Source organism: Natronorubrum aibiense (genome assembly GCF_009392895.1).
Lineage (GTDB): Archaea > Halobacteriota > Halobacteria > Halobacteriales > Natrialbaceae > Natronorubrum > Natronorubrum aibiense.
In genome coordinates this window covers 3,212,195-3,235,637 of the sequence record NZ_CP045488.1, presented here as the reverse complement: position 1 = coordinate 3,235,637, position 23,443 = coordinate 3,212,195, and the positions used below count along the sequence as shown (strand labels likewise).

Sequence of the window (23,443 nt, the reverse complement as noted above, 5' to 3'; positions counted from 1 at the left end):
CGACGAACGGCGACGGTCTCTGTGGACTCGAACTGACAAACTGTTTTAGGTCGGAGAGTGAACCCTCCGCTATGGAAAGTCTCAATCGGATGGCGATCGAGCTGGTCGACGAAGCCCTCGAGTACGCCGAGGAGTTGAACATCGGCGGCTACGATCTGGACAACGAGGCGACGGTTCTCGACTTCGGCCTCGAGTTCGACGGCGGAATCGAAGCGGGGCTGTTGTTGACGGAGATCCAGACGGCGGGAATGGCGACGCCGAGTCACCAGCTCGGCGAACTCGGCGGCGCGCCGATCCCGTACGTCGAACTCTCGACCGACCAGCCGGCGCTGTCGCTGCTTTGCTCGCAGAAGGCGGGCTGGGAGCTGACGACCGAGGATTTCGAGGGACTCGGAAGCGGTCCCGCGCGGGCGCTGGTTGCCGAGGAATCGGAGTTCCGCCGCGTCGGCTACACTGACGCATTCGATCTGACGTCGCTGGCCATCGAAACGGAGCAAGAGCCGACCGAAGCCGCCGCCGAACAGGTCGCTGACCTCGCTGAAGTCGAGACCAGCAGCGTCTTCCTGCTCGCGTATCCGACCGCGAGTCTCGTCGGGAGTCTTACGAACGCCGCCCGCACAGCCGAACTCGCGACGTTCCGTCTCTCGGAACTGGGCTACGATCCGATGGATATCGTCTCGGCGACGGGTCGAGCGCCGGTCGCGCCGGTCGCTGACGACGAACAGACCGCAATCGCGCGCACGAACGACGCCATCGCCTACGGCGGTACGGCACACCTGACGGTCCGAGAGGATGCGGATATCTTCGATTCGGTGCCGTCGACGGCCGCCGAGGGTCACGGCCGCCCGTTCGGGGAGATCTTCGACGATCTCGAGTGGGACTTCGCGGAAGTCCCGTCGGATCTCTTCGCGCCCGCAAAGGTAACGATCGACGTCGTCGGCGGCCCGACGTACGTCTACGGCGAGACGGACGAACAGCTCCTCGTCGAGTCGTTCGGACTGTAAGGACTCGACCGGGCGGGGTTGCGAGCGTTACTCGCTCGAAGGGACGTTGATGACCGTCCCGACCCCCTTGCTTCGGCCCTCGCGGAAGACGAACTTCTGACCCTCCTCGACGAGATACGGACGGAACTTGAACCGGACCGTCGTTTCGCCGGTGTCGCCCGGCAGGAGGCGACCGTTTTCGGGGGAGAACACGGCAGCCTCGCCGATCGTCTCGAGGTGGACGACAGGTTCGTAGCCGTCGCCGATCCGGGTGGGGTGGTTGAGCACCATGACTTCGGCTTCGAACTCCCGGACCGGGTCGGGGTCGGCGTCGCGTGGCAACAGAACCATCCCGCGTTCGATGGCGCTCTCTCTGATGCCTTTGAGCGCGATCCCGACGATTCGACCCGCCTGGGCCTTGTCGACGCGGTGGTAGTGCATCTCGATCGATCGAACTTCGACTTCCTGGAATCGGCCGTCGGGCATGGGACCGAGCAGGAGTTCGTCGCCGGCTTCGACCTCGCCGGACATCACCGTCCCCGAGGCGACCGCGCCGACGCCGGTGACCGAGTAGCTCCGATCGACGTACATCCGGAACTCGCCGGTATCTTGGGAGGTCTTGGGCAGACGATCGAACAGTTCGTCGAGCGTCTCGAGGCCGTCCATCGTGATTGCGCTCGTTTCGACGATCGGAACGACACGCTCGCCGATCTCGTCGATGGCGGCGTCGACGCCGTGACGAGCGACTCGAAGCGGCGATTTGTCGACTTCGCGGAGGAGTCGCTCGACCTCGCGTTCGACCTCCTCGACGCGGTCGTCGCTGACGGCGTCGGTTTTCGTGATCGCGACGATCGTTGGGAGGTCGGTGGCGAGCAAGACGCCGAGGTGTTCGCGCGTGGTTCGAGTTGGGCCGTCGTCGGCGGCGACGACGAGCAGGCCGTAGTCGAGTTTCTGACCGACGAGGCCACGGATGGTCGTCCGGAGCCACGGCTCGTGGCCAACGGTGTCGACAAACGAGACGAGGCGATCGGCTTCTTCGACGACTGCCGCCCGATCCGCCTTGCGGTTCGGGTTCCGGACTCGGATCGGACCGTCGTCGTCGAAGCCGTAGACGGCATACGAGAGGTCGGCCGAGAGTCCGCGTTCGACCTCGTGGGGTTGGACGTCGAGGAAGCTGCGCGTCGCGCCGTCGCCGTCGTCGGGCGTGCCGGTAACGAGCGAACCGACGAGCGTACTCTTGCCGTGGTCAACGTGGCCCGCCGTGCCGACGACGACGTGTTCGTCGTCCGTCTCGAGGACGCCACCTTCCTGAATCATCGCGATACCGACGAGGCCGTCGTTAACGCCCCACGTCTGGACGTCGTCGATATGCGCGTCGGCTTCCTCGGCGAGCAGCGAAAGAACGTCCATCGTCTCGGCGAACGTATCCGGGTCGATCCCGGCGAGGCCGCCGTCGTCCGTTACGCCAACGACGTACGTCGCTTCGCCATCGCCCGAGAGCAGTCGGTGACGGAGCTGTGCAGCTAGACTCTCCCGACGTCCACCCTCGAGGTGGACGTCTCGTGAGAGCCGCTCCTTGAATTCGACGTTGCCACCGTCCTGTTCGCCACGGTCCAGGGCTCGCTTGAGAAGAGCCCGGTCACGGCTCATGTGCCCCGGTAGTGTCCCACATGGCAAAAGCCTTCCCGTGGATTGCGAACATAGAACACAATAGTGCCGCCACGGAGAGCGTCGTTCCCTCACCGATACAGAGCGGGGTGTCTCACAGCCGTCGGGTTCGTCGACTGCGACAGCGCAGTTCCGGCCCCGGTTTCAAGGGACTCGAGGCCCTACTACAGCCATGAGCGTCAGCGGTCTCTGTCAGATCTGTGAGTCACGACCCGCCGAAGAGCAGTGTCAAAACTGTGGTGCGCTCGTCTGTTTGGTTCACTACAATGCGGACAGGGGATTGTGTGCCGACTGCGTCGCCCAGGCGGACCCGAAACAGTCGGACGACGTCGATATCAACCGGCTGTGACCGTGACGTCAATTCGTGACCTACTCGGCGAATCGCTCGCGATCGGCGAGCGCTTTCGGCTCACCCTCGAGGAATGCGACGGCCAACTCGTCGCTGCCCACCCACACGACGCGAGCCCGATGGACATCGCCGTCGTCGAGGGCCTCGAGCGACTCGAGGACCGACCACCGACCGAGCCCGTCGAGATCGAACTCCTCGGTCGCGTCGTCGACGGACGGATCGCGGGTCGCGTCGTCGCGGCTGGTCGCGAGCAAAACGACTGACAGTCACCGTGTTCGTTCGATTCAGTTCGGTCGCCTGAGACGGTCTGGTGTCCCAGCGTGCCGGTGCACCCGCAACTGGCCTACAGTTACACCGACACTGACGAACAGGCGTTCGTCTGAGCGCGAAGCAGCGTCCGTTTACGCTCGATACTGGTTCAGCCGGTTTTTCAGGCGCTTTGCGGCCTGCTCGCTCGCCTGTGCGAACTGTTCGCCCTGTCCCTCGCCCGCGAAAATGATCCCGCGCGAGGAGTTGACGAGCCCGACCCCATCTGCGAGGCCGTATTCGACTGCTGCTTCGGCATCACCCCCCTGTGCACCGACACCGGGGACGAGAAATGGCAGGTCGGGCACCTGCTCGCGGAGGGCCTCGAGTTCTTCGGGTTTCGTCGCGCCGACGACGAGGCCGACGTTGTCGTTTTCGTTCCAGAGGTCTGCCAGCGCAGCGACGCGCTCGTAGACGGGTTCGCCGGTCTCGAGTTCGAGGTCCTGAATGTCCGCGCCGCCGGGGTTCGAGGTCCGACAGAGGATGAAGACGCCGGCTTCCTCGTCCGCCAGAAACGGCTGCAGCGAGTCCCGTCCCATGTAGGGGTTGACCGTGATCGCGTCGACGGTCTCGAGCATCTCGGCGTACTGGCGGGTCGTGTTCCCGATGTCGGCTCGTTTCGCGTCGAGCAAGACGGGGACGTTCTTGCCGTGGGCGTAGGCGATCGTTTCCTCGAGTGCCCGCCAGCCGTCGGGGTCCTCGTAGAACGCGGCGTTGGGTTTGTAGACGGCTGCGTGTTCGTGGGTGGCGTCGATGATCCGGCGGTTGAACGCCCACCGCGGGAGGTCGTACTCGTGAAGATGGTCGGGAATACGTGACAGATCGGGATCGAGGCCCACGCTGACGACGCTGTCGACCGTCCGAATGCGGTCGTGCAAGCGGTCGAAGAAGTTCATGCCAGCGAGTGGCCTCCCGACGGTCGAAAAGGTTCCTATACCGGTCGGTGTCTGTCTCGAGGTCGACGGCGGACTCGAGTGATCGGTACGGGGTACCTTGGGTGAGGCAGACGGGAGACGGATATGCCCGTCACTGTGCTGAAATATGCGTGCCAGAGTAACGCATCGACCAAATATTTTAGACGTCAACTACTTCGGTAATCTAGCCGACGACTACTGTATGGCTACTCGAACCGACGGGAAATCCAACTCGCCGCTCGCTCGGCTCCGTGCACGCATCCGGTCAACGTTGTTCGCCGGTGACGAACCGACGGCAGACGACACCAGCGTCGAGTCGCCGGACCCGACCGAGCAGACGGCGGCTCCGGATGCACCCGGAAATCTCTTTCAGTGCGCAACGTGCGGGACCGTCTACATCGACACGGAAAAGCAGACGTGCTCACACTGTGAGGACGCTGTCGAAGAAGTCCGATCGACGCTTCGGTCGTCCGTCGGCCGGCCGTAAGCCGGTCGCTGTTCTTCGTCTTCGTTCGCACCCGTGTGCACCGACCGAGTCAGACCTCGAGCAGTTCGACTGGGTTCGATTCGGGATCGCGCACGAACATGATCGACGTCCCGCTCTCGGTCGTCCGCGGCCCGCTGACTGTTGGGACGTCCTCGGGTAACGCGTCAGCGACGGCCTCGAGATCGTCGACGGCGAGGCCAACGTGTGTCGCTCCGGGCTGGTTGAGCCCCGCGGCCGGTACGCCCCGCGCTTCGGGCTCGTACTCGACGAGTTCGATTCGACACCCCTCTGCCTCGAGGTGAGCGAACTCGCCGCGGGCGTCCTCGACGCCGACGGCATCCGAGAAGGCCTCACCGCCGACGTGAAACCGGTCGACGACCTCGAGGCCGAGGACGTCTCGATAAAACGGTAGGGTTTCCTCGAGGTCGCTGACGGTGATACCGACGTGGTGGGCGCTCGGTTCGGAATCTGTCATGGCGAGTGCTCGGGCGAGCACCCACGAAAAACGTTCGGCTCCGCTCGAATAGCCATGTCGAATGTTACCATCATATAGTCTTATCATGATACAGCACAACCGTTCGATATGACACGCGTTGCACTCATCGCTCACGACGAGAAGAAACCGGACCTCATCGAGTTCGCACAGACCCACGAAGCCCAGCTGCGCGAGTACGAGCTGATCGCAACCGGCACGACCGGCAAACGGCTGCAGGAGGCGACCGGCCTTGAAATCGAACGCAAGGAGTCCGGTCCGTTGGGTGGCGACCTGATGATCGGCTCCGAGGTCGCAGAAAACAAACTCGACGGTATCGTCTTTCTCCGAGACCCGTTGCGCGCTCAGCCCCACGAGCCGGATATCTCCGCGCTGTTGCGGATCTGTGACGTCCACGACACCGCACTGGCGACGAACCTCGCCTCGGCGGCGTTTCTGATCGACGGGCTCGCGCAGTAGGACCATCGTCTCCGATCGACCGGTGACGAGCGCAGACAACCCATCAGGCGAACCGAAGCACCTCCTTCAAGATGTGCCACGCCATTTATTAACGCCGCCTCCAGTCTTTTAGCTATGACAATCTACGAGAGCGACCTCCCCGGCGTCGGAAAGAAGTTCGAGGTCGAACTCGAGGACGGGGAACGACTCGTCATCGTGACGCACAATACGGGAAAACGAGAGGTCTACTTGAAGTCGGACCCGGACGCCGACAGCGAGAAGCTGTTCGAAGCGTCCGATCGACTCGCCCGGAAAATCGGCACGATCCTCGAGGGCGCGTACTTCCAGCCGGTACAGACCGATCGAGTGGAGACGATGCTCGCCGACAACACGTTTATCGAGTGGTACGCCGTCACCGACGACGCCGAAATCGCCGGCCAGAGCATCGGCGATGCACAGATTCGAGAGCGAGTGGGGGTTTCGATCATCGCCGTCCAGCGCAACGGTGAGCTGATCACCCCGCCGACGCCGGAGACCGTCATGCAGCCCGGCGACACGCTGGTGGTCGTCGGTGAGCGCGACGACTGCACCGAGTTCGAAAAACTCCTGGGAGACGAGACGTGACCCACCGATGAGTGTGTCGTTGGGGGTGACCGAGAGTGGCAGCTGAATCGACCGCGCTGATCGACATCGGGGTGCTCTTTGCCGCTGTTGCGCTTGCCGGGGTGCTGGCAAACCGGATCAATCAGTCGGTGATCCCGTTCTATATCGTCATCGGAATGTTGTTAGGCGAGTACGTTCTCGGCAGAATCGACTTCCCGGCGCTGTTCGGATCAGAGGCCATCCCACACGGCAGCGAGCTCGCGCTCATCGAGACCGATTTCATCTACGTCGGTGCCGAGTTGGGGATCGTGCTCCTGTTGTTCTTTCTCGGCCTCGAGTTCAATCTCGATCGGCTGATCGCCGCCAAAGAGCGGATCGGCAAGGCCGGGACCGTCGATCTCGCGATTAACTTCGGTGTCGGGCTGGTCCTTGGCTATCTGCTCTTCGGGGCGTTCCTGCCGGCCTTTCTCACCGCGGGGGTCGTCTACATCTCCTCGAGTGCGATTATCACGAAGTCACTGATCGATCTGGGCTGGATCGCTAACGACGAGTCGAATCCGATGCTCGGGACGCTGGTCTACGAAGACCTATTCATCGCGGTCTATCTGGCGATCGCGTCGGCGCTCGTCCTCGGCGGCGGCGACATCGGCGAGGCGATGGGCCAGATCGGGATCGCGGTCGGCTTCATCCTCGCGTTGCTCGTGGTCGTCTACTTGGGGACGGCGTGGTTCCAGCGCAGTCTGGAAACCGACTCCCACGAGTTCATCGTGCTGCGGGCGCTTGGCATCACGGTTCTCGTTTCGGGGGCCGCCCTCTCGCTCGGGGTCAGCGAGGCCGTGGCCGCGTTCTTTGTCGGCATGGCGTTCTCCTCGACGGACCACGTCCACGATCTGGAGAACTTGCTCGAGCCGATCCGTGACACCTTCGCCGCCGTGTTTTTCTTCTGGATCGGCCTCATCACCGATCCGACGCTGTTTCTCGACGTCCTGTGGCTCATCGCGGCAGCCATCGTGTTGACGTCGCCGACGAAACTGGTCAGCGGCTACCTCGGCGGGCGGATCTACGACCTCGACGAACGGCGCTCGCTCCGAGTCGGGCTCGGAATGGTCACCCGCGGCGAGTTCTCGCTGATCATCGCGAGTCTCGCCCTCGCCGGTGCTGGCACGGGGCTCGCCGAAAGCGTCGCGGACGATATCTACGCCTTTGCCGTCGGCTACGTGCTATTCATGAGCATTCTCGGCACCACGCTCATGCAGTACTCAGACAGGATCGAATCCGCCGTCGTCCCGCTGCTCGAACGCGAGGACGAGACAGCGACACAGCCGAGCGGCGACTGACAGTCGTCGTTCCGGTTCGACCCCGTTTTCACGCTGGTTTCGACGCCGTCGAAAAGGGATAGCTTCAACCCGCTCGAGCCCCCTGTGAATGCTATGCCACGGGCGGTCGTCTTCGACCTCGATTACACACTCGCCGTGCCCACACAGGACCGAACCACGATTCTCCAAGAGGCAGCCGCCACCGCCGGTGCGCCACCGCTGACACGGGAGGCGTATCTCGAAGCCCATCGGCGCAACCTCACCCGCGAGACCAGAGAACCCATTTTCGCCGACTTACTTGAGGGGCGGGAGACGGATGCGGATCCGGCCGCCGTCGCCGATGCCTACCGCCAGACGATCGCCGAGACGCTCGAACCTTTGCCCGGCGTCAAATCGATGCTCGAGCGGCTCCGCGGGGAGTACCGCGTCGGACTGCTCACTAACGGCCCCGTCCGTGCTCAGCGGGACAAACTCGCGACGCTCGGCTGGGAACGCGCGTTCGATGCGGCGCTCGTCACCGGCGAACTCGAGGCCGGCAAACCAGACCGCCGCGCGTTCGATGCGATCGTCGGCGAACTCGACGTCGACCACGACGAGGCCGTGTACGTCGGCGACGAAGTCGAAGCGGACGTCTACGGCGCGACGAACGCCGGCCTCGAGGCCATCCAGATCCTCCTCGAGGACGGCCCCGAGCCCGATCCGCGAGCCGCGGCCCACGTTGAACAGACGACTGTCGGCGAGCGGATTCCGAACGTCGTCGCCGCCCTCGAGACGCGGTAAGAAGCAGAAAGAATCCCGTTTTCGACGGCGAACTACTCGCTCGCGTCGGACTGCACCGATCGACAAACGGCCTGTACCACGTCTGCCCCGCGTTTGACCGCAGCGCCGTGCTCGAGAAATACGAGCGTTCGTGGCGGCTCAGTTGCTTTCGGTCGCACGCGTAACTCACATTCTTCGGCCGTCTCGGCGGCGACGTCCTGTCCGGCCTCGAACTCGAGGCGAGCCCGGTCATCGTGGACGAACACTCGAGCGAGTCGGCCGTCGTCGAGCGTCACGTCGTAGGCGCGTGCTCCGTCGACCGTTGGCTCGACGTCGCGGTCGGCATTAGTGACACGAACCGACGCGAGCGTCCCGTCGTCTCGGCCGTCGAGTTCAGACGCGAGCAGTTCGGCGATCCGGCGGCCGTCGGTGATCCGGTCCTCGACCATACGCGTCGTCGGGCGGCCGGCAACTAACGCCCTTCGGCTTGGCTGTCCCCGTCGTTGACGAGCGCCGAGCGTGCAACGGCAGACAGTTCGGAGACGTCGATCCCCTGTCGTCGGGCGTAGACGACGGCGGCGGCTTCGATCGTCACGCCGAGTTCCTGTTGGAGCGTGTTGATCGCGCCGACGGCCTCGTGTTTCTCGACGCCGTCAGCGACGAGCGTATCGAGGACGCGTTCGAACGCGGACCGTTGCTGTAAGAGGTCCTCGTCGGGGACGAACTCCTCGGGCACCGTCACCGCAGCGGTGTCGAACGTCGCCTCGAGGCCGCCGTCGACGCGCTCGAGGAGGCCGTCCTGCGTCGCGATGTCGATCAGGCGTTTCGACTGGTCGGGCGAAAACCAATCTCGGTCGAGCGAGAGCGCGACGACGAACTCGTTTTCCTGCAGGCGCTGGGTACCGTTCTGGATGAACGGGGCCGCGACTGCGACGCGAAGGCTCATCGACTATGCATCGCCGCAACGACGAAATAACGGTGGCGGTTCCGGGTTAGTCCGAGGCCTGTCCACCGCCAGTGTGGCGGTCGGCCCGGGACGGCGGCGGGAACTGGGAGGGAGTCGAGTCCGGCTCCGGCGTCTCGGGGAGGACACAGCGGCTTGGCTCGCGGTTGACGTGCTGATAGCGATCGGGAGTGTTCGCGAGCGGGTGGGCGGGGTTCTGGTCGCTATCGATGCGTGCAGCCCGCACCTCGCCGAAGCCGTGGAGTCGGGCCTGAATCCCACGCCAGTGATACCGTGTCGCCGCGGGGATGGAGACGGGCCGTGGCGGTTTCCCGTCGGGGTGGTTCGTCGCGAGAATCGTGCTGTTGACGTTGCTGGCGAGTTCGTCGTGGTCGATGAGAACGCCGACACGGGCGTCTCGAGGCGCACGAGCAGCCAGTACGTCGAGTCCGAGATGCAGCGCCCGATACTCGGCGACGTTGTTGTCAGGCGGCGTGTCCGTGGTCGCAACGCGGGCGACACGGGTGCCGTCGCGTGTTTCAATGACGGCGCCCAGTCCACCGCCCGACTCCCGAAACGACCCGTCGGTGGCGACGTAGAAGTCACGATGATGGGTCCGTGGCGGGTGGGCGATATGCGGCGTGGGCGACTCGTCGAACAGGTCCCGCAGTGCAGACCGGCCGTGAGCGGCCATACCTACATTACGCAGTGAATGTAACTTAAATGTGTGGGCGGAGTCGCAATTCCTGAACGTTTCAACAGCTACTCAAAGACAAATTAAATTTTATACAGAGTCCTCTAGAACGATAGTGTGGATGGCGTTGACATACACCAACAACTATAAATAAAATCTCTGTTTCTACAGAAGAGTATGAAGATTGGAGACAACCAAACACTCGATCGACGAAGCCTGCTCAAGCTGACGGGGGCCGCGGGAACGGCCGGTTTAGCGACCATGGCAGGCTGTCTCGACGATCCATCCGCTGGTGACGACGAGGAGATCGACGAGTTGACGATCACACTGTCACAGTTTCCGGACACCATCGACCCGCTCGACCACATCACCGGGGACTACTTCGACATCTACGACCACATCTACGAACCGCTGTTCGATTTCGAACCCGGCGAGGGGATCTTCCCGCGCGTCGTCGATGACTGGGAGATTCAGGAGGGCGAGGGTGCGACCGAACTCTATCTGCGGGACGACGTCGTGTTCCACAACGGTGACGACCTGACCGCAGAGGACGTTGCCTGGACGATCAATCGGACGGTCGATCCGGAGCTGGGCGTCGTCAGTGACATTGGCTCGTTCGGCCTCGGCTCGATCGAGGGTGCAGAAGCACTCGACGACACGACCGTTTCCGTCGAGTACGGTGCAGCACCAGGGCTCGCCGAGTTCGAGTTCGGGAACTACGCTCGCGCACTCAACATGCAGTGGGCGATCGATAACCACGACGCCGAAAACGAGGCCATCTCCGGTGCCGATCCAGAAGACTTCAACGGAACGGGACCGTACGAAGTCGTCGACTTCACATCGGGCGAAGAGATCGTCCTCGAGCGATTCGACGATTACTGGGGAGACGAGCCACCGTTCGAGACGGTGATCTTCAACGCCGACGGCGAATCCAACGGTCGAGTGAACTCGCTTCGAACAGACGCGACGGACCTCACTATCAACATCCTACCGGAGGACGTCTCGACCGTCCAAGACGCCGACGATATCGAGATTAGACGGGTGACGAGTTTCCGGAACATCTTCTGCCCGATGAAAAATACCGTCGAACCGTTCGACAGTCAGGAGTTCCGGCAGGCGATGAACTACGCCGTCGATAACGAAGAGATCGTCAATTCGGTTCTCAGCGGCTACGGTGAAGCGAGAGGACAGCCCATCGCGCCCGGAATCAACGGTTTCAACGACGAGATCGAACCCTACGAACAGGATATCGGGATGGCAGAGAGTCTCGTCGAAGAGAGTGGTTACGGCGGCGTCGAGATCGAACTAACCGTGCCACAGGGCCGCTATCTCAACGATGCCGAAGTCGGAGAGACGGTCGCTGATCAGATCAATCAGCTCGAGAACGTCAGCTGCGAGGCGAACGTCGTCGAGTTCGGTACCGTCTCGGACGCGAATTCGGCCGGCGTCGACCCCGACACGATCGAGATTCCGTTCTACTTGATCGGCTGGGGAACGATCACCGGTGACACTGACTACGGTGTGCAGGGCTTCTTTACCATCCCCGATAACGAGGCTCGAACGTTCCACGACGAGGAGCTCAGCGACGCGATTCTGGAGAGTCAACAGATCGAAGATCCGGACGAGCGACGCCAGCAACTCGAGCAGGTTAACCAACTGGCCCACGAGAAGGCCCCGTTCCTGTTCCTTCACACCCAAGAGAGTATCTACGGTGTTCGAGAGCAGATCGAGTGGGAGCCGCGTGAGGACGAGAGCGTCTTCATCTGGGAAATGGAGTAGACACACTCCGTCAACAACAATAGTATTGTTTCCTCGATTTATTCGATACGGTTCAATGACTACAGGTAAAATATTCATATGACGATGGGGAAATTCCTCGTACGGCGGATACTCCAGGGCGTATTCGTTATCTGGGGTGTTATCACGGTTATGTTCGGCCTCCGGGCGGTTTCGCCCGGTGATCCGGCGACGTTGATGCTCGGAGAGGGAGCGACACAGGAGCTCATCGAACACGTTCGCGAACAGGAAGGGCTGAACGAGCCGATCTACGTCCAGTACTTTGATTACCTCCAGGGAATGATCGTCGGTGATTTCGGGTACTCCTGGCGCTCTAACAGGGAAGTCGAAGCGATGGTGATCGAACGCGTTCCGGCCACGATCGAACTCGCAGTGGCCGCAACGATCGTCGCGATCGTCATCGCGATTCCGCTGGGCGTCATCTCGGCGACGCGTCGGAACGAGTCCGCCGACTACGGAGCGACGCTGTTCTCGTTGCTCGGTATTTCGACACCCAACTTCTGGCTCGGGCTCATGCTGATCTTGGTGCTTGCAGTGTGGGCCGGTATCTTCCCGAACGGACGACGACCGGTCGGCTTCGGACAGGCCATCATGACGCTCGTGCAGTACGGATCGGTCTACGATCTGCTGGTCTGGTTGCAGTACATCACGCTGCCAGCACTGACGCTTGGAACGTACTTTACGGCGCTCATCACTCGCCTCACCCGGAGTGGCATGGTTGACGAACTCGGCAAAGAGTACGTCACGGCGAGTCAGGCGAAGGGATTGCCCTCGGTACTCGTGCGATACAAACACGTACTGCGGAATACAATGATCCCCATTATTACGGTGCTCGGACTGCAGTTGGGTACTCTGCTGGGCGGCGCAGTCATTACGGAAACGGTGTTCAATTGGCCGGGACTCGGGCTCCGTCTCGTCGACGCGCTCGGCGCACGGGACTGGCCGCTGATGCAGGGAATCATCGTGTTCATCGCCATCGCGTTCGTGACGATCAACATCGTCGTCGACGCGCTCTACAACTACCTCAATCCACAGGTGCGAGAAGAATGATCTCGGAGAGAGTCAAAATAAATCTCAAACAGACGTTTACCGAAAGTTTGCTCCCGAAACTCGGGTTGGTACTGCTGATTTCGATCGTCTTCATGGCGCTGTTTGCCCCGATGCTGGCCACTCACGATCCAACACGGACGGGATACTACAACGAGCAGGGTGCACAGTACCCGCCGCTCGGACACGAGTACACGACGCAGATCGCACAGGACGGCGACACCGTCGAGATAACAGTCGAACCGACCCGCGAACACATCCTCGGAACGAACAACGTCGGCCAAGACGTCTATTCGCGGTTCCTCTACGGCGCGCGGATATCGCTCCTCGTTGGATTTCTCGGGACGAGTATCGCACTACTGATCGGCGTGCCGATCGGACTCATCGCCGGCTACTACGGTGGCCGAGTCGACGACGGACTGATGCGTATCGCAGATACGATGCTCGCATTCCCAGCGCTCGTCCTCGCACTGGCTTTATTGGGGGTGTTCGGACAGTCATCGATCCATCTCCCTGATCCGATCGTTATTGCCGGTCTCGCCGATGGAATGCCCGAATCGGTGCCGGTCCCGGGAACCGTCATCATCGTCGTTGCACTCGTCACCTGGGTCTGGTTTGCACGAGTCGCCCGCGGTGAGGCGTTGGCGATCCGCAACGAAGAGTACGTCAAGGCAGCAAAGAGCTTCGGAACGAACGATCGGACGATCCTACGCAAACACGTGCTTCCGAATAGCCTCACGCCGATAATCGTCCTCGCGACGATTCAGGTTGCAGCGATTATCCTGCTCGAGGCCTCACTTGCGTATCTCGGTTTCTCCGGGACGACGCTCTCGTGGGGGTACGAGGTCGAACGCGGCCAGGGAATTCTCCCGACCAGACCGTGGGTCTCGATGATTCCGGGACTCGGGATCGTGCTGACAGTGATCAGTGTCAACCTGCTCGGTGACTGGCTCCGTGATGCACTGGATCCGAACATTGAGGGTGAAGGACGATGACAGAAGACATACTTCGAGTAACGGATCTCTCGACACGGTTTTTCACGCAGGAGGGACAGGTAAATGCGGTCTCGAGTCTCGATCTTCGGATCGAACGCGGCGAGATCTTCGGGATCGTTGGAGAGAGTGGCAGCGGCAAAAGCGTCACTGCACGATCGATCATGGATCTGATCGAGTCGCCCGGAGAGATCACCAGCGGCAGGATCGAGTACCGGAACGCCGACTTCGCCGAGGCAGTCGCTGACGACTATCCGGACGCCGTCGACGGCGAATTCGTCGATCTGCTCGAGGTTCCCGAGCGAGTCAGACAGTCGCTTCGGGGGACATCGTTCAGTATGATCTTTCAGGATCCGGAAAGCAGCTTCAACCCGACGCTCACAGTTGGCGAGCAACTCGCCGAAGCCGTCGAGGTCCAGCGCCGAGCGAGCGCCCGGCCACGATCGACGAGCGCCCGTGCGAAAGAGTACTCGCTTGGGGACTACCTGCTCTCGACACTCCTCTCGTCACGGAAGTACGTCTCGGACGAGAGTCGCAAACGGGCCATCGAACTGCTCGAACTGGTCGGTATCCCCGACCCGGTCGAACGCGCCGACCAGTACCCACACGAGTACTCCGGTGGGATGCTCCAGCGGGCGATGATCGCACAGGCGCTCGCGGGCGAACCCGACGTGTTAGTCGCCGACGAACCGACGACGGCACTCGACGTCACGATTCAAGCCCAGATCCTCGACTTGCTCGACGAGTTACAAGCGGAGACCGGGATGACGGTCCTGTTGATTACCCACAACCTCGGCGTTATCGCACGAATGTGTGACCGTGTCGGCGTCATGTATGCCGGCGAAATCGTCGAACACGGAACCCTCGAGGACGTTTTCGACGATCACGTCCACCCCTATACGGACGGGCTACTCGGCTCGGTCCCCGCCCTCGATGGTGTCGCCGATCGACTCCAGCCGATCCACGGCAACGTCCCGAGTTTACTCGACCACGAGATGCAAGACCGATGTTACTTCGCTGACCGGTGTCCGAAAGCGATGGAGGACTGTCTCGAGCATCCACAGGAGTTCGACGCATCGGGGAGCGAGGTCCACAAGGTTCGGTGTGTACTCGCCGAGACGGAGTACGACGAGGCGCGGGCAGTTCCCGACAACTACTTCGAAGACTCGACTCGAGACACTGCGAACAAACGCGCCGACACCGATGGAGCTGACGCCAACGGCCGACCACAGCGAGCGGAGCCACCGATCGACAGTTCCGGAGGTGAGCGGCGATGAGTATCGACAGATCGAATCCCCCGCTCGTTCGCGTTGGTGACCTTCAGAAGTACTTCTGGGAGAACGATTCGGTTCTCGATCGGTTGTTCGGGAACGAACCCGTTCCCGTCCGTGCCGTCGATGGCGTGAGCGTAGATATTTATGCGGGAGAAACCCTCGGACTCGTCGGCGAATCCGGCTGTGGCAAGTCGACAATGGGTGAAACCCTGCTACGGCTTCAGGAGCCGACCGATGGCCGCGTCGAGTTCGACGGGCGAAACGTCTACGAACTGAGCGGCGACGAGCTCACCGCGTTTCGCCGCGATGCACAGGTCGTGTTTCAGGACCCGTTCTCGAGTCTCGATCCTCGAATGACGATCGGTGAAACCATCAGGCAACCGCTCGACGTTCACGACGTTGGCACCGAGACTGAACGGGACGAACGAGTGGCGGATCTCATCGAGCGCGTTGGCCTCTCGGCGAGCCACCTCGATCGCTATCCCCACGAGTTCTCCGGCGGGCAGCGCCAGCGGATCGGCATCGCGCGAGCACTGGCGCTCGAGCCGGAGTTCATCGTCTTAGACGAGCCGACCTCGGCGCTCGACGTCTCGGTGCAAGCTCAGGTGCTGAACTTGCTCGATGATCTGCAAGACGAGTTCGATCTTACTTACTTGCTGATCAGTCACGACCTCTCGGTGGTTCGCCACGTCTGTGATCGCGTGGCCGTGATGTACCTCGGCGAAATCGTCGAGGTCGGGCCGGTCGACGAACTGTTTGCTGATCCGAACCACCCCTACACACAGGCCCTGCTCGAGAGCGTACCTCGTGCCTCGACTACCGAACGCAAACGTGATCGGGAGACGCTTACCGGTGACGTCCCATCGCCGCGTGACCCGCCCAGCGGCTGCCGGTTCCGAACTCGGTGTCCGATGGTAATCCCACCTGAGCACATGGACATCGATCAGGAGGTCTACCGTGACCTGATGAGCTTGCGTGAACGGATCGAACGCCGCGATCTCTCCCTCGAGTCCGTCGGTGATGGGAAGTTCGAAAGTGGCGATGATGGCGTTCCAACGGCGGACGTTCCCGCGTTCGTCGCAGCGCTCAAAACACGGCTGCTCGAGACCGAGTTGCCCCCACGTCACGACGAAATCGTCGAAGACGCACTTACCGAACTGGCCGATGAAAACTGGGAGCGCGCCGCCGAGCGATTGCGGGAGAACTACGAGAGCGTGTGCGAACGGGACCACCCAGCACTCGGTGATGGAACCCACCCGGCCGCCTGTCATCTCGATAGGGATACGAGTGCACAACCCGGTGAACTGGACGACTAAACCGGAACGCCACTGATCGGTTGCGCATAACCCTTGGTTGCGGCTGTTTACGTCATCCACGGCGGATCGATCTTTGGACTTCGTCGTTGAGTGGACCACGGTGAAAGCGCCACTCCTGTGCTCCCGAACGAATCGGGGGTAGAACCGATCGTGACGGACTCGGGGGGCGAAATTCTGCCCTCGAGCGATCAGCCGGTCGGATCGAGGACCCAATCTGTGTTGGCAGCAGGTGTAATATGACTGCGTTCCTTGAGCAGGTATGAACGACGCAACCGCCACCCGGATGGAAGCAGCGTGTTCTCTCCTGGCGGAATCGGAACGCCGGTACTTGCTGTACGAACTGGCGAATCACCGAAGCGCGAATCTCGAGGACGTTATCGGCCAGATTGCTGCGTGGAAGCACGATACCCATCCATCGCAGGTCGACACGGAAGCCAGACAACGACTCTACGTCTCGCTGGTCCACAACCACCTGCCACGACTCGCCGATTACGGTGTTATCGACTACGATCTTCGAAGCGGTGACATCGTCCTCGACGACGGATTTGACGATCTCAAGCCGCTGTTAAAGCAGTTCAAACAGACCGAAGACGATCCGGAGCTTCGACAGCTCTCGTCGCTGTAGATCAGCCACGAACCGCTCGTTCAGCCTGTGATTCCGGGGAGGTTACCTGTCACGTCCGCCGTTGCTGACGATGGTCGCGTCATCGCTGATTTCGAACCGAAACATGTAGGACGATACCAGCGAGACGTCCGCTGTGAGTCGCTATCGAAATTTCGGACTCTTTCTGGCACTCGCTGCGATCTGGGGCTCTGCGTTCGTCGCGATCAGCGCGGGCCTCGAGTACCTTCCACCCGTCCTGTTTGCTGCCTTGCGATACGACATCGCGGGCCTCGTGATGCTCGCATACGCAGCCTACGCCGTCGACGACTGGTACCCGCGACGCCGCGGTGAGTGGGGATTGGTCGCCGTCGGTGCAACGCTGCTGATCGCAGCCTATCACGTCTTTCTGTTCGTTGGCCAACAGAACACGACGGCAGCGGCGGCCGCGATCGTCGTGAGTCTCTCACCGGTCTTGACAACCGGATTCGCTCGAGTGCTCGTCCCGGCTGATGCACTGTCTCCCCTCGGGGTCGGTGGCTTACTCGTCGGACTCGTCGGCGTCGGCGTGATCGCCCAACCCGATCCGTCGAACCTGCTCACCGCAGACGTCATCGCCACGTTTCTGGTCTTCTGTGCAGCTGCCGCGTTCGCCCTCGGGAGCGTCCTCACCCGGCGGATCGACGCCTCGCTTCCGATCGAGACGATGGAAGCGTGGTCGATGCTCGGCGGTGCCGTCCTGATGCACGGCGTGAGTCTCGCCCTGCGCGAACCGTTCGAGCCATCGGTGTGGACACATCCCGAAGCGATCGGTGCACTCGGCTACCTCGCGCTGGTGGCAAGTGCGCTCGGCTTTCTGCTGTATTTCGACCTCCTCGAGCGCCTCGGTGCCGTCGAGATCAACATGGTCTCGTACGTCGCACCGGTTTTCGCTGCACTGATCGGCTGGCTCTATCTGGGCGAGGTCATCGACGTGACGACCGCCGTCGGCTTCGGATTCATCGCCGTCGGCTTCGTCCTCGTCAAGCGTGATGCACTGCGTAAGGAGTTCAGTCACCTCAGACGACGTCCATCGGAGGAGTAAGGCGACTGGAGTTGATCGGGTACACAGCCCGCGCGCAACCCGGCGCGATCGAACACCGACTGCGTTACCGTCGGTGTGCATGCCCGACGTACAACGCGACGACGTTCAGGGCAATTAATCCGAGAAAGACGCTTACTTCGAAGGACGTCGACAAACCAGTGATCAGCACCGGAAAGTACAGAATCGGAAGGATGATCGCCCCCCAGAACCCGGTGGTTCTGATCGGGCCGGCGAGCGATGGGACGACCTCTTCGAGCGTGCCGTCGGCGCTGTCCTGGTCGGTCGCCGACTCTCCGTCCGGGGTTGATGTAGGATTCGACATCGAACTGATCGGGGGACTCTCACTTCTCACTCCCAGCAAATATATCGACGCGAACGTTCCACGGGATTATGCAGAATTCACATGCCGTAATCTCATCTTACACGCGTTCTGAGTGACTCTGACCCGATATTGGTCGTTTTGCAACTGTTCGTCATTCGCCAGTGTGTGGTCGATAAGCAGTGAGTACTGCGGCTAAACACTCGTTGACCCCGTCGGATATAACACAGGAATTACACTTGAACGAGCGTCGAAACGGGCGCTCGAGTGCGATCGATCCGGTGGTCGATGATTGGGTTCGCTGCGGACGGCGAGCGGTCAGGTCACTGGAAGCCGATTCGGCTGCCGCGACGTCCCGTCGGATCCGGCCCGCTCGAGCCACCTTTGAACTCCTCTTCGATCTGCTCGTAGTACTCGAGGATGTCGTCGGTGATCGTCGGTCGGACGTTCTCCATGGCCTGTCGGAAGTGACGCATCTCGACGATGTCGGCCTCGTGATCCTCTCGCAGCGCCTCGATCGCCGCCTCGCGGGCGATCGACTCGAGGTCGCTGCCGACGTAGCCGTCCGTGATCTCGGCGATCTCACGGAGCGTGACGTCGGCGGCCAGCGGCGTGTCCTCCGTGTGGATATCGAGGATGCGCTCGCGGCCGTCGACGTCGGGTTCGCCGATCATGACGAGTCGATCGAATCGACCCGAGCGCAGCAGTGCGGGGTCGATCATGTCCGGCCGGTTCGTCGCGCCGATGACCATCACGTTCTCCATCTCCTCTAACCCGTCGAGTTCGGTCAGCAGCTGGTTGACGACCCGTTCGGAGACGTTCGAGCCAACCTCGCCGCCTCGGCCGGGTGCGAGCGCGTCGAGTTCGTCGAAGAAGATCACCGTCGGCGAGACCTGCCGCGCCTTGCGGAAGGTCTGGCGGATGGCTTTCTCCGATTCGCCGACCCACTTGCTGAGCAGCTGTGGGCCGCGCACCGAGATGAAGTTCGCGTTAGTCTCGTTGGCGACGGCTTTCGCCATGAGGGTCTTCCCGGTTCCGGGCGGACCGTACAACAAGACGCCGGATGGCGGGTCGACGCCCAACCGGCTGAACCGCTCGGGGTTGTTCAGCGGCCACTCGACGGACTCCTGGACCTGCTCTTTGGCGTCGTGGAGGCCACCAACGTCGTCCCAGGAAATCTTCGGCAACTCGACGAGCACCTCTCGCATCGCCGAGGGTTCGACCTCGTTGAGTGCGCCACGGAAGTCCTGGCGCTTGACGATCATCCGGTCGATCAGGCTCGGCGGGATGTCCTCCTCGTCGAGGTCGATTTCCGGTAAGTACCGTCGCAGCGCCTTCATTGCGGCTTCTTTGGTCAGCGACTCGATGTCGGCGCCAACGAAGCCGTGGGTTTCGTCGGCTAGGTGACTGAGGTTGACGTCGTCCGAAAGCGGCATCCCGCGGGTGTGGATCTGGAGGATCTCCTCGCGACCCACCTCGTCTGGCACGCCGATTTCGATCTCGCGGTCGAACCGGCCCGGTCGACGCAGCGCGGGGTCGACCGAATCGACGCGGTTGGTCGCCGCGATGACGATGACCTGGCCGCGGGCCTCGAGGCCGTCCATCATCGTCAGCAGCTGGGCGACGACGCGGCGCTCGACCTCGCCGGTGACGTCTTCACGTTTCGGTGCGATCGAATCGAGTTCGTCGATGAAGATGATCGACGGCGACTCCTCGCTCGCGTCCTCGAAGATCTCTCGGAGTTGCTGTTCGGACTCGCCGTAGTATTTGGAGATGATCTCCGGCCCCGCGATAGAGAAGAAACTCGCGGAGGTCTCGTTGGCGACGGCTTTGGCGAGCAGCGTCTTCCCCGTGCCGGGCGGGCCGTGGAGCAAGACACCCTGTGGCGGCTCGATCCCCAGCTTCTTGAAGATCTGTGGGTGTTTCATCGGGAGTTCGACCATCTCCCGCACGCGTTGGATCTCCCCTTGGAGGCCACCGATGTCCTCGTAGGTGATCCCGCCACCGGTCTTCTCGAAGCCGCTGATCGGCTCCTCGCGGAGTTCGACGTCGGTGTCCTCGGTGATGAGGACGACGCCTTCGGGTTCGGTTTCGACGGCGATGAGCGGAATCGCTTGCCCCGGCGAGCGCATGAACGGATGGTTCGTCGAGCTCATCACGGGAACGATATCGCGGCCGACGACCGGCCGTTTCAAGATCTGGCGTTTGACCATGCCAGCCGCGTCGGAGCCGAACTGGACCGACGCCTCCTCCGGCGGAGCGAGGACGAGTTTGTCCGCCTTCGTCGCTTCGGCTTTCCGGATCGTCACCCGCTCGCCGATCCCCACGTCGGCGTTCTGCCGAGTGAAGCCGTCGATACGGACCGTATCCGTGTTCCAGTCCTGCCGGTCGGCGCGCCACACCTTCGCGGCGGTGGTGTCTGCGCCTTCGATTTCGATGATGTCGCCCGGACTCAGCTTCAGATGCAACAGTGTGTCCGGATCGAGTCGGGCGATACCACGACCCGAGTCGTTCGGGTATGCCTTCGCAACCTCCAGTTGAACTTCATTCATGATTCGGGATGGACGGCGATATCAATGACTCCGCTTCGTGAGCGGATAGTTTTTTTGCTAGCCCCAGTCATTACCTGTGCTAGATGCTACCACATCTGAATATGGCTGGTGCGTACATAGATGTACCGGCATCGGTTGGTTTTGGTGGTACCGACACACCCTGGGGGAAGCGCTCGAGTCGCGCTCGCTCGCGACGGGCAGCGGGCAGTATTCGTTTTCCGTGCCCGCGACTGCTTCGCGATCCTCCTCCTCCTCCTCTCGTTCGACGGGCGATGGGCGCAAGCGGCGATCTGAACCGCAGTGAACTGATCGATGCTGGGGCTGATTCCGACGTGCTCGAGAACGTCTCCGATCCCGAAAGTTCGCTGGTAGCGCTCGCCTTCGAAAGCGCGCGAAACACGATTTTAGTGTGGATAAAGAAGTCCCACCTAGTCACCGCAAAGCTGACCTGCAAGCCGACAGACCGGGCTCGAGTCGCTCGAACGCTGACCGAACGAGCGGTCGATCACTCCGCCATTCATTCTAACTGATATATAAAGTACCTACATTTTAACCTGTACATGTTTATGATGAAAATGTTGTATCAGATGGTAGACGATGAGACAATCACGACGTAGTATCCTTCGAACGACGTCGATACTCGCTGCTGCGCTTGCGAGTTCGGGAACAGCAACTGGGACGACGGAGTCGTATCCGTCCTGGGATGATACGGCAGCCTATACGGACGGCGATCGGGTCGTTCACGACGGCACGGTCTGGGAGGCACAGTGGTGGACGCGCGGTGACGAACCCGATGACACGGCGAGCGTCTGGAACCGTCTCGGCTCGGTCGACGGGCAATCCGAGTACCCCGCGTGGACCCCCGATGGAGTCTATCGAGCCGGCAATCGGGTCGTTCACGACGGCACGGTCTGGGAGGCACAGTGGTGGACGAGTGGGGATGACCCATCCTCGAGTCCATCCTGGGGGCCGTGGGAACGAGTCGACCGTGACGACGATGAACAGCGCAACGACGAGCCAGCACCGCCGGCCGCACCGACCGATCTGGTCGTCACGAACGTCGGCCCGTCGTCCGTTTCGCTCGCGTGGAACCACGATTTCGAGGAATCGATCGCGTCGTATCGGGTGTACCGAGACACGGGCACGGAGGTTACAGCAGACAGTGATCACCTGATCGGTGACCCCGAAGACACCACGTACACCGACTCCGGCCTCGAGTCGGGGGTCTCCTATACATACACAGTAACTGCCGTCGACGGAGACGATGTGGAAGGACCGACGTCGTCGGAAACGACGGTAGAAACGGACCCGGAAGATGACGTGACAGACTCCGAAACACCCGTTATCGGGTACTATACGTCGTGGTCCAGATATGATCGAAACTACTTCCCCGAGGACGTTCCGTTCGATCGACTCACACACGTCAACTACGCGTTCCTCGACGTGCAGTCGGACGGCGAAGTCGTGCTGGCCGATCCAGCGGGTGACCAACAGAACCTGGAGGCGTTCCGAGCGCTCAAAGCGGACCATCCCGACACGAAGCTGCTGCTCTCGATCGGCGGCTGGACGCTCTCGGAGAACTTCTCGGATGGCGCATCCACCCAGCAGAACCGCGAGCGGTTCGCCCGAAGCGCCATCGAACTGCTCCGACAGTACAATTTCGACGGCCTCGACATCGACTGGGAGTATCCGACGGGGGGCGGGCAGGCCGGAAACACCGAACGACCTTCCGATCCGGAGAACTTCATCTTGCTTCTCGAGGAGCTTCGAACGCAACTCGACGACGCGGGACGCGAGGACGACTGTAGCTACGAACTGACGGTCGCGGTCGGCGGCGGAAAACGACACGTCGACGGACTCGACACGGACGCGATGAACGACTACGTCGACTACGTTACCGTCATGACGTACGACTACGTCGGTACGTGGAGTTCGACGACGGGTTTCAACGCGCCGCTCTATCGGCCCTCCGGCGGCACCGAATCCGGAAGCGTCGACGACTCGATGCGCTACTGGTCGGCGTCGGGAATCGACGACGACAAGCTGATCCTCGGACTGGCCTTCTACAGCCGTGGGTTCGCGTCGGTTCCCGACCGGAACAACGGACTCCATCAACCGTTCTCCGGGACGCCAAGTGGCGGCTGGGCCGAGCCGGGGATGGCCGACTACCAGTACGTCGAGTCCGAGTTACTGTCGGATTCGAGCTACCAGTCGTACTGGCACGACGAGGCGAAGGTCCCCTGGGTGTACTCTCCGGAAGAGCAAGTAATGGTCACCTACGACGGTCCCAGATCCATCGCTCTCAAGACCGAGTACGCCATCGAAGAGGCGTACGGCGGTGTGATGTGCTGGGAACTGTACGGTGATCGAACCGGGGTATTGCTCGAGGCGGTTCACGACGAACTGTGATCGGAGCGTGAGAGGGATCCGTTCATTTGGACCGCCACTGCACTGAACTGGGACTGGGACCGACTGCTGTCTGTCAGTCCCGGCACGACCCGACTCGGG

At 61.7% G+C, this 23,443-nt stretch carries 24 protein-coding genes; 16 read left to right on the top strand and 8 right to left on the bottom strand.

Annotation, left to right across the window (positions count from 1 at the left end; all coding sequences use genetic code 11):
• Positions 1 to 71 precede the first annotated feature (71 nt).
• Entirely contained in the window at positions 72 to 1,004 is a 933-nt protein-coding gene (gene mch / locus GCU68_RS15990) for a methenyltetrahydromethanopterin cyclohydrolase (protein WP_152943284.1), read from the top strand.
• A gap of 27 nt (positions 1,005 to 1,031) precedes the next feature.
• Here mch and GCU68_RS15985 read toward each other — a convergent pair whose 3' ends face one another.
• Entirely contained in the window at positions 1,032 to 2,633 is a 1,602-nt protein-coding gene (locus tag GCU68_RS15985; RefSeq protein WP_152943282.1) for a GTPBP1 family GTP-binding protein, read from the bottom strand.
• A 369-nt stretch (positions 2,634 to 3,002) separates the two neighbouring features.
• On the opposite strand from GCU68_RS15985, the gene GCU68_RS15980 reads away from it, so the two are divergent.
• Entirely contained in the window at positions 3,003 to 3,263 is a 261-nt protein-coding gene (locus GCU68_RS15980; RefSeq protein ID WP_152943752.1) for a hypothetical protein, read from the top strand.
• A gap of 138 nt (positions 3,264 to 3,401) precedes the next feature.
• Here GCU68_RS15980 and pyrF read toward each other — a convergent pair whose 3' ends face one another.
• On the bottom strand, positions 3,402 to 4,202 hold the full coding sequence (gene pyrF, locus GCU68_RS15975; RefSeq protein ID WP_152943280.1) for an orotidine-5'-phosphate decarboxylase: 801 nt from the start codon (positions 4,200 to 4,202) through the stop codon (positions 3,402 to 3,404).
• A 220-nt stretch (positions 4,203 to 4,422) separates the two neighbouring features.
• On the opposite strand from pyrF, the gene GCU68_RS15970 reads away from it, so the two are divergent.
• Positions 4,423 to 4,707, top strand: coding sequence for a hypothetical protein (locus tag GCU68_RS15970; RefSeq protein ID WP_152943278.1), 285 nt, complete (start codon positions 4,423 to 4,425; stop codon positions 4,705 to 4,707).
• 49 nt (positions 4,708 to 4,756) lie between these two features.
• Here GCU68_RS15970 and GCU68_RS15965 read toward each other — a convergent pair whose 3' ends face one another.
• Positions 4,757 to 5,182, bottom strand: a complete 426-nt coding sequence (locus GCU68_RS15965; protein WP_152943276.1) for a VOC family protein — start codon at positions 5,180 to 5,182, stop codon at positions 4,757 to 4,759.
• 108 nt (positions 5,183 to 5,290) lie between these two features.
• Here GCU68_RS15965 and GCU68_RS15960 point away from each other — a divergent pair, with 108 nt between their 5' ends.
• From GCU68_RS15960 to GCU68_RS15945, 4 genes are all read left to right on the top strand, one after another.
• The gene (locus GCU68_RS15960) at positions 5,291 to 5,659 is read left to right on the top strand and encodes a methylglyoxal synthase (protein ID WP_152943274.1); all 369 of its coding nucleotides are present in this window, start codon (positions 5,291 to 5,293) and stop codon (positions 5,657 to 5,659) included.
• A 114-nt stretch (positions 5,660 to 5,773) separates the two neighbouring features.
• The gene (locus tag GCU68_RS15955) at positions 5,774 to 6,262 is read left to right on the top strand and encodes a cation:proton antiporter regulatory subunit (protein WP_152943272.1); all 489 of its coding nucleotides are present in this window, start codon (positions 5,774 to 5,776) and stop codon (positions 6,260 to 6,262) included.
• A gap of 35 nt (positions 6,263 to 6,297) precedes the next feature.
• Positions 6,298 to 7,578, top strand: a complete 1,281-nt coding sequence (locus GCU68_RS15950; protein WP_152943270.1) for a cation:proton antiporter — start codon at positions 6,298 to 6,300, stop codon at positions 7,576 to 7,578.
• Between the two features lie 93 nt (positions 7,579 to 7,671).
• Positions 7,672 to 8,337: an HAD family hydrolase gene (locus tag GCU68_RS15945; protein WP_152943268.1), complete on the top strand. Its 666-nt coding sequence runs from the start codon at positions 7,672 to 7,674 to the stop codon at positions 8,335 to 8,337.
• Positions 8,338 to 8,369: 32 nt separating this feature from the next.
• Here the strand turns inward: GCU68_RS15945 and GCU68_RS15940 are convergent, their stop codons facing one another.
• The 3 genes from GCU68_RS15940 to GCU68_RS15930 are packed head-to-tail and all read right to left on the bottom strand — an operon-like array spanning position 8,370 to position 9,953.
• Positions 8,370 to 8,765: a hypothetical protein gene (locus GCU68_RS15940; RefSeq protein ID WP_152943266.1), complete on the bottom strand. Its 396-nt coding sequence runs from the start codon at positions 8,763 to 8,765 to the stop codon at positions 8,370 to 8,372.
• Between the two features lie 23 nt (positions 8,766 to 8,788).
• A complete protein-coding gene (locus tag GCU68_RS15935; RefSeq protein WP_152943265.1) occupies positions 8,789 to 9,262 on the bottom strand; it encodes a DUF2240 family protein in 474 nt (157 codons plus the stop codon).
• A gap of 46 nt (positions 9,263 to 9,308) precedes the next feature.
• Complete coding sequence (locus GCU68_RS15930) at positions 9,309 to 9,953, bottom strand: ribonuclease H family protein (RefSeq protein WP_152943263.1); 645 nt, start codon at positions 9,951 to 9,953, stop codon at positions 9,309 to 9,311.
• Between the two features lie 177 nt (positions 9,954 to 10,130).
• Between GCU68_RS15930 and GCU68_RS15925 the strand changes: the two genes are divergently transcribed.
• The 7 genes from GCU68_RS15925 to GCU68_RS15895 all read left to right on the top strand — a co-directional run bounded on the left by GCU68_RS15925 (position 10,131) and on the right by GCU68_RS15895 (position 18,064).
• Positions 10,131 to 11,732, top strand: coding sequence for an ABC transporter substrate-binding protein (locus GCU68_RS15925; protein ID WP_152943261.1), 1,602 nt, complete (start codon positions 10,131 to 10,133; stop codon positions 11,730 to 11,732).
• Positions 11,733 to 11,810: 78 nt separating this feature from the next.
• A complete protein-coding gene (locus tag GCU68_RS15920) occupies positions 11,811 to 12,800 on the top strand; it encodes an ABC transporter permease (protein WP_152943260.1) in 990 nt (329 codons plus the stop codon).
• Entirely contained in the window at positions 12,797 to 13,792 is a 996-nt protein-coding gene (locus GCU68_RS15915; protein WP_152943258.1) for an ABC transporter permease, read from the top strand. Before GCU68_RS15920 ends, GCU68_RS15915 begins: the two co-directional genes overlap by 4 nt.
• A complete protein-coding gene (locus GCU68_RS15910; protein ID WP_152943256.1) occupies positions 13,789 to 15,066 on the top strand; it encodes an ABC transporter ATP-binding protein in 1,278 nt (425 codons plus the stop codon). Before GCU68_RS15915 ends, GCU68_RS15910 begins: the two co-directional genes overlap by 4 nt.
• Entirely contained in the window at positions 15,063 to 16,379 is a 1,317-nt protein-coding gene (locus tag GCU68_RS15905; protein WP_152943254.1) for an ABC transporter ATP-binding protein, read from the top strand. The genes GCU68_RS15910 and GCU68_RS15905 overlap by 4 nt, the downstream gene beginning before the upstream one ends.
• A 259-nt stretch (positions 16,380 to 16,638) precedes the next feature.
• On the top strand, positions 16,639 to 17,004 hold the full coding sequence (locus GCU68_RS15900; RefSeq protein WP_152943252.1) for a DUF7344 domain-containing protein: 366 nt from the start codon (positions 16,639 to 16,641) through the stop codon (positions 17,002 to 17,004).
• Between the two features lie 133 nt (positions 17,005 to 17,137).
• On the top strand, positions 17,138 to 18,064 hold the full coding sequence (locus GCU68_RS15895) for a DMT family transporter (protein ID WP_152943250.1): 927 nt from the start codon (positions 17,138 to 17,140) through the stop codon (positions 18,062 to 18,064).
• 64 nt (positions 18,065 to 18,128) lie between these two features.
• Here the strand turns inward: GCU68_RS15895 and GCU68_RS15890 are convergent, their stop codons facing one another.
• The gene (locus tag GCU68_RS15890) at positions 18,129 to 18,386 is read right to left on the bottom strand and encodes a hypothetical protein (RefSeq protein WP_152943248.1); all 258 of its coding nucleotides are present in this window, start codon (positions 18,384 to 18,386) and stop codon (positions 18,129 to 18,131) included.
• A 320-nt stretch (positions 18,387 to 18,706) separates the two neighbouring features.
• Positions 18,707 to 20,935: a CDC48 family AAA ATPase gene (locus GCU68_RS15885; RefSeq protein ID WP_152943246.1), complete on the bottom strand. Its 2,229-nt coding sequence runs from the start codon at positions 20,933 to 20,935 to the stop codon at positions 18,707 to 18,709.
• Positions 20,936 to 21,207: 272 nt separating this feature from the next.
• Here GCU68_RS15885 and GCU68_RS15880 point away from each other — a divergent pair, with 272 nt between their 5' ends.
• Together GCU68_RS15880 and GCU68_RS15875 are read left to right on the top strand one after the other, a co-directional pair.
• On the top strand, positions 21,208 to 21,465 hold the full coding sequence (locus GCU68_RS15880; protein WP_152943245.1) for a hypothetical protein: 258 nt from the start codon (positions 21,208 to 21,210) through the stop codon (positions 21,463 to 21,465).
• Between the two features lie 67 nt (positions 21,466 to 21,532).
• Positions 21,533 to 23,344: a glycosyl hydrolase family 18 protein gene (locus GCU68_RS15875; RefSeq protein ID WP_152943243.1), complete on the top strand. Its 1,812-nt coding sequence runs from the start codon at positions 21,533 to 21,535 to the stop codon at positions 23,342 to 23,344.
• The last annotated feature ends 99 nt before the right edge of the window (positions 23,345 to 23,443 follow it).

Coding starts and splice junctions, on each gene's coding strand:
- GCU68_RS15965 (WP_152943276.1), bottom strand. CDS start 5,182: ATGACAGATTCCGAACCGAGCGCCCACCACGTCGGTATCACCGTCAGC.
- GCU68_RS15905 (WP_152943254.1), top strand. CDS start 15,063: ATGAGTATCGACAGATCGAATCCCCCGCTCGTTCGCGTTGGTGACCTT.
- GCU68_RS15960 (WP_152943274.1), top strand. CDS start 5,291: ATGACACGCGTTGCACTCATCGCTCACGACGAGAAGAAACCGGACCTC.
- GCU68_RS15935 (WP_152943265.1), bottom strand. CDS start 9,262: ATGAGCCTTCGCGTCGCAGTCGCGGCCCCGTTCATCCAGAACGGTACC.
- GCU68_RS15885 (WP_152943246.1), bottom strand. CDS start 20,935: ATGAATGAAGTTCAACTGGAGGTTGCGAAGGCATACCCGAACGACTCG.
- GCU68_RS15900 (WP_152943252.1), top strand. CDS start 16,639: ATGAACGACGCAACCGCCACCCGGATGGAAGCAGCGTGTTCTCTCCTG.
- GCU68_RS15915 (WP_152943258.1), top strand. CDS start 12,797: ATGATCTCGGAGAGAGTCAAAATAAATCTCAAACAGACGTTTACCGAA.
- GCU68_RS15930 (WP_152943263.1), bottom strand. CDS start 9,953: ATGGCCGCTCACGGCCGGTCTGCACTGCGGGACCTGTTCGACGAGTCG.
- GCU68_RS15955 (WP_152943272.1), top strand. CDS start 5,774: ATGACAATCTACGAGAGCGACCTCCCCGGCGTCGGAAAGAAGTTCGAG.
- GCU68_RS15920 (WP_152943260.1), top strand. CDS start 11,811: ATGACGATGGGGAAATTCCTCGTACGGCGGATACTCCAGGGCGTATTC.
- GCU68_RS15940 (WP_152943266.1), bottom strand. CDS start 8,765: ATGGTCGAGGACCGGATCACCGACGGCCGCCGGATCGCCGAACTGCTC.
- mch (WP_152943284.1), top strand. CDS start 72: ATGGAAAGTCTCAATCGGATGGCGATCGAGCTGGTCGACGAAGCCCTC.
- GCU68_RS15985 (WP_152943282.1), bottom strand. CDS start 2,633: ATGAGCCGTGACCGGGCTCTTCTCAAGCGAGCCCTGGACCGTGGCGAA.
- GCU68_RS15880 (WP_152943245.1), top strand. CDS start 21,208: ATGGGCGCAAGCGGCGATCTGAACCGCAGTGAACTGATCGATGCTGGG.
- GCU68_RS15910 (WP_152943256.1), top strand. CDS start 13,789: ATGACAGAAGACATACTTCGAGTAACGGATCTCTCGACACGGTTTTTC.
- GCU68_RS15875 (WP_152943243.1), top strand. CDS start 21,533: ATGAGACAATCACGACGTAGTATCCTTCGAACGACGTCGATACTCGCT.
- pyrF (WP_152943280.1), bottom strand. CDS start 4,202: ATGAACTTCTTCGACCGCTTGCACGACCGCATTCGGACGGTCGACAGC.
- GCU68_RS15890 (WP_152943248.1), bottom strand. CDS start 18,386: ATGTCGAATCCTACATCAACCCCGGACGGAGAGTCGGCGACCGACCAG.
- GCU68_RS15945 (WP_152943268.1), top strand. CDS start 7,672: ATGCCACGGGCGGTCGTCTTCGACCTCGATTACACACTCGCCGTGCCC.
- GCU68_RS15970 (WP_152943278.1), top strand. CDS start 4,423: ATGGCTACTCGAACCGACGGGAAATCCAACTCGCCGCTCGCTCGGCTC.
- GCU68_RS15925 (WP_152943261.1), top strand. CDS start 10,131: ATGAAGATTGGAGACAACCAAACACTCGATCGACGAAGCCTGCTCAAG.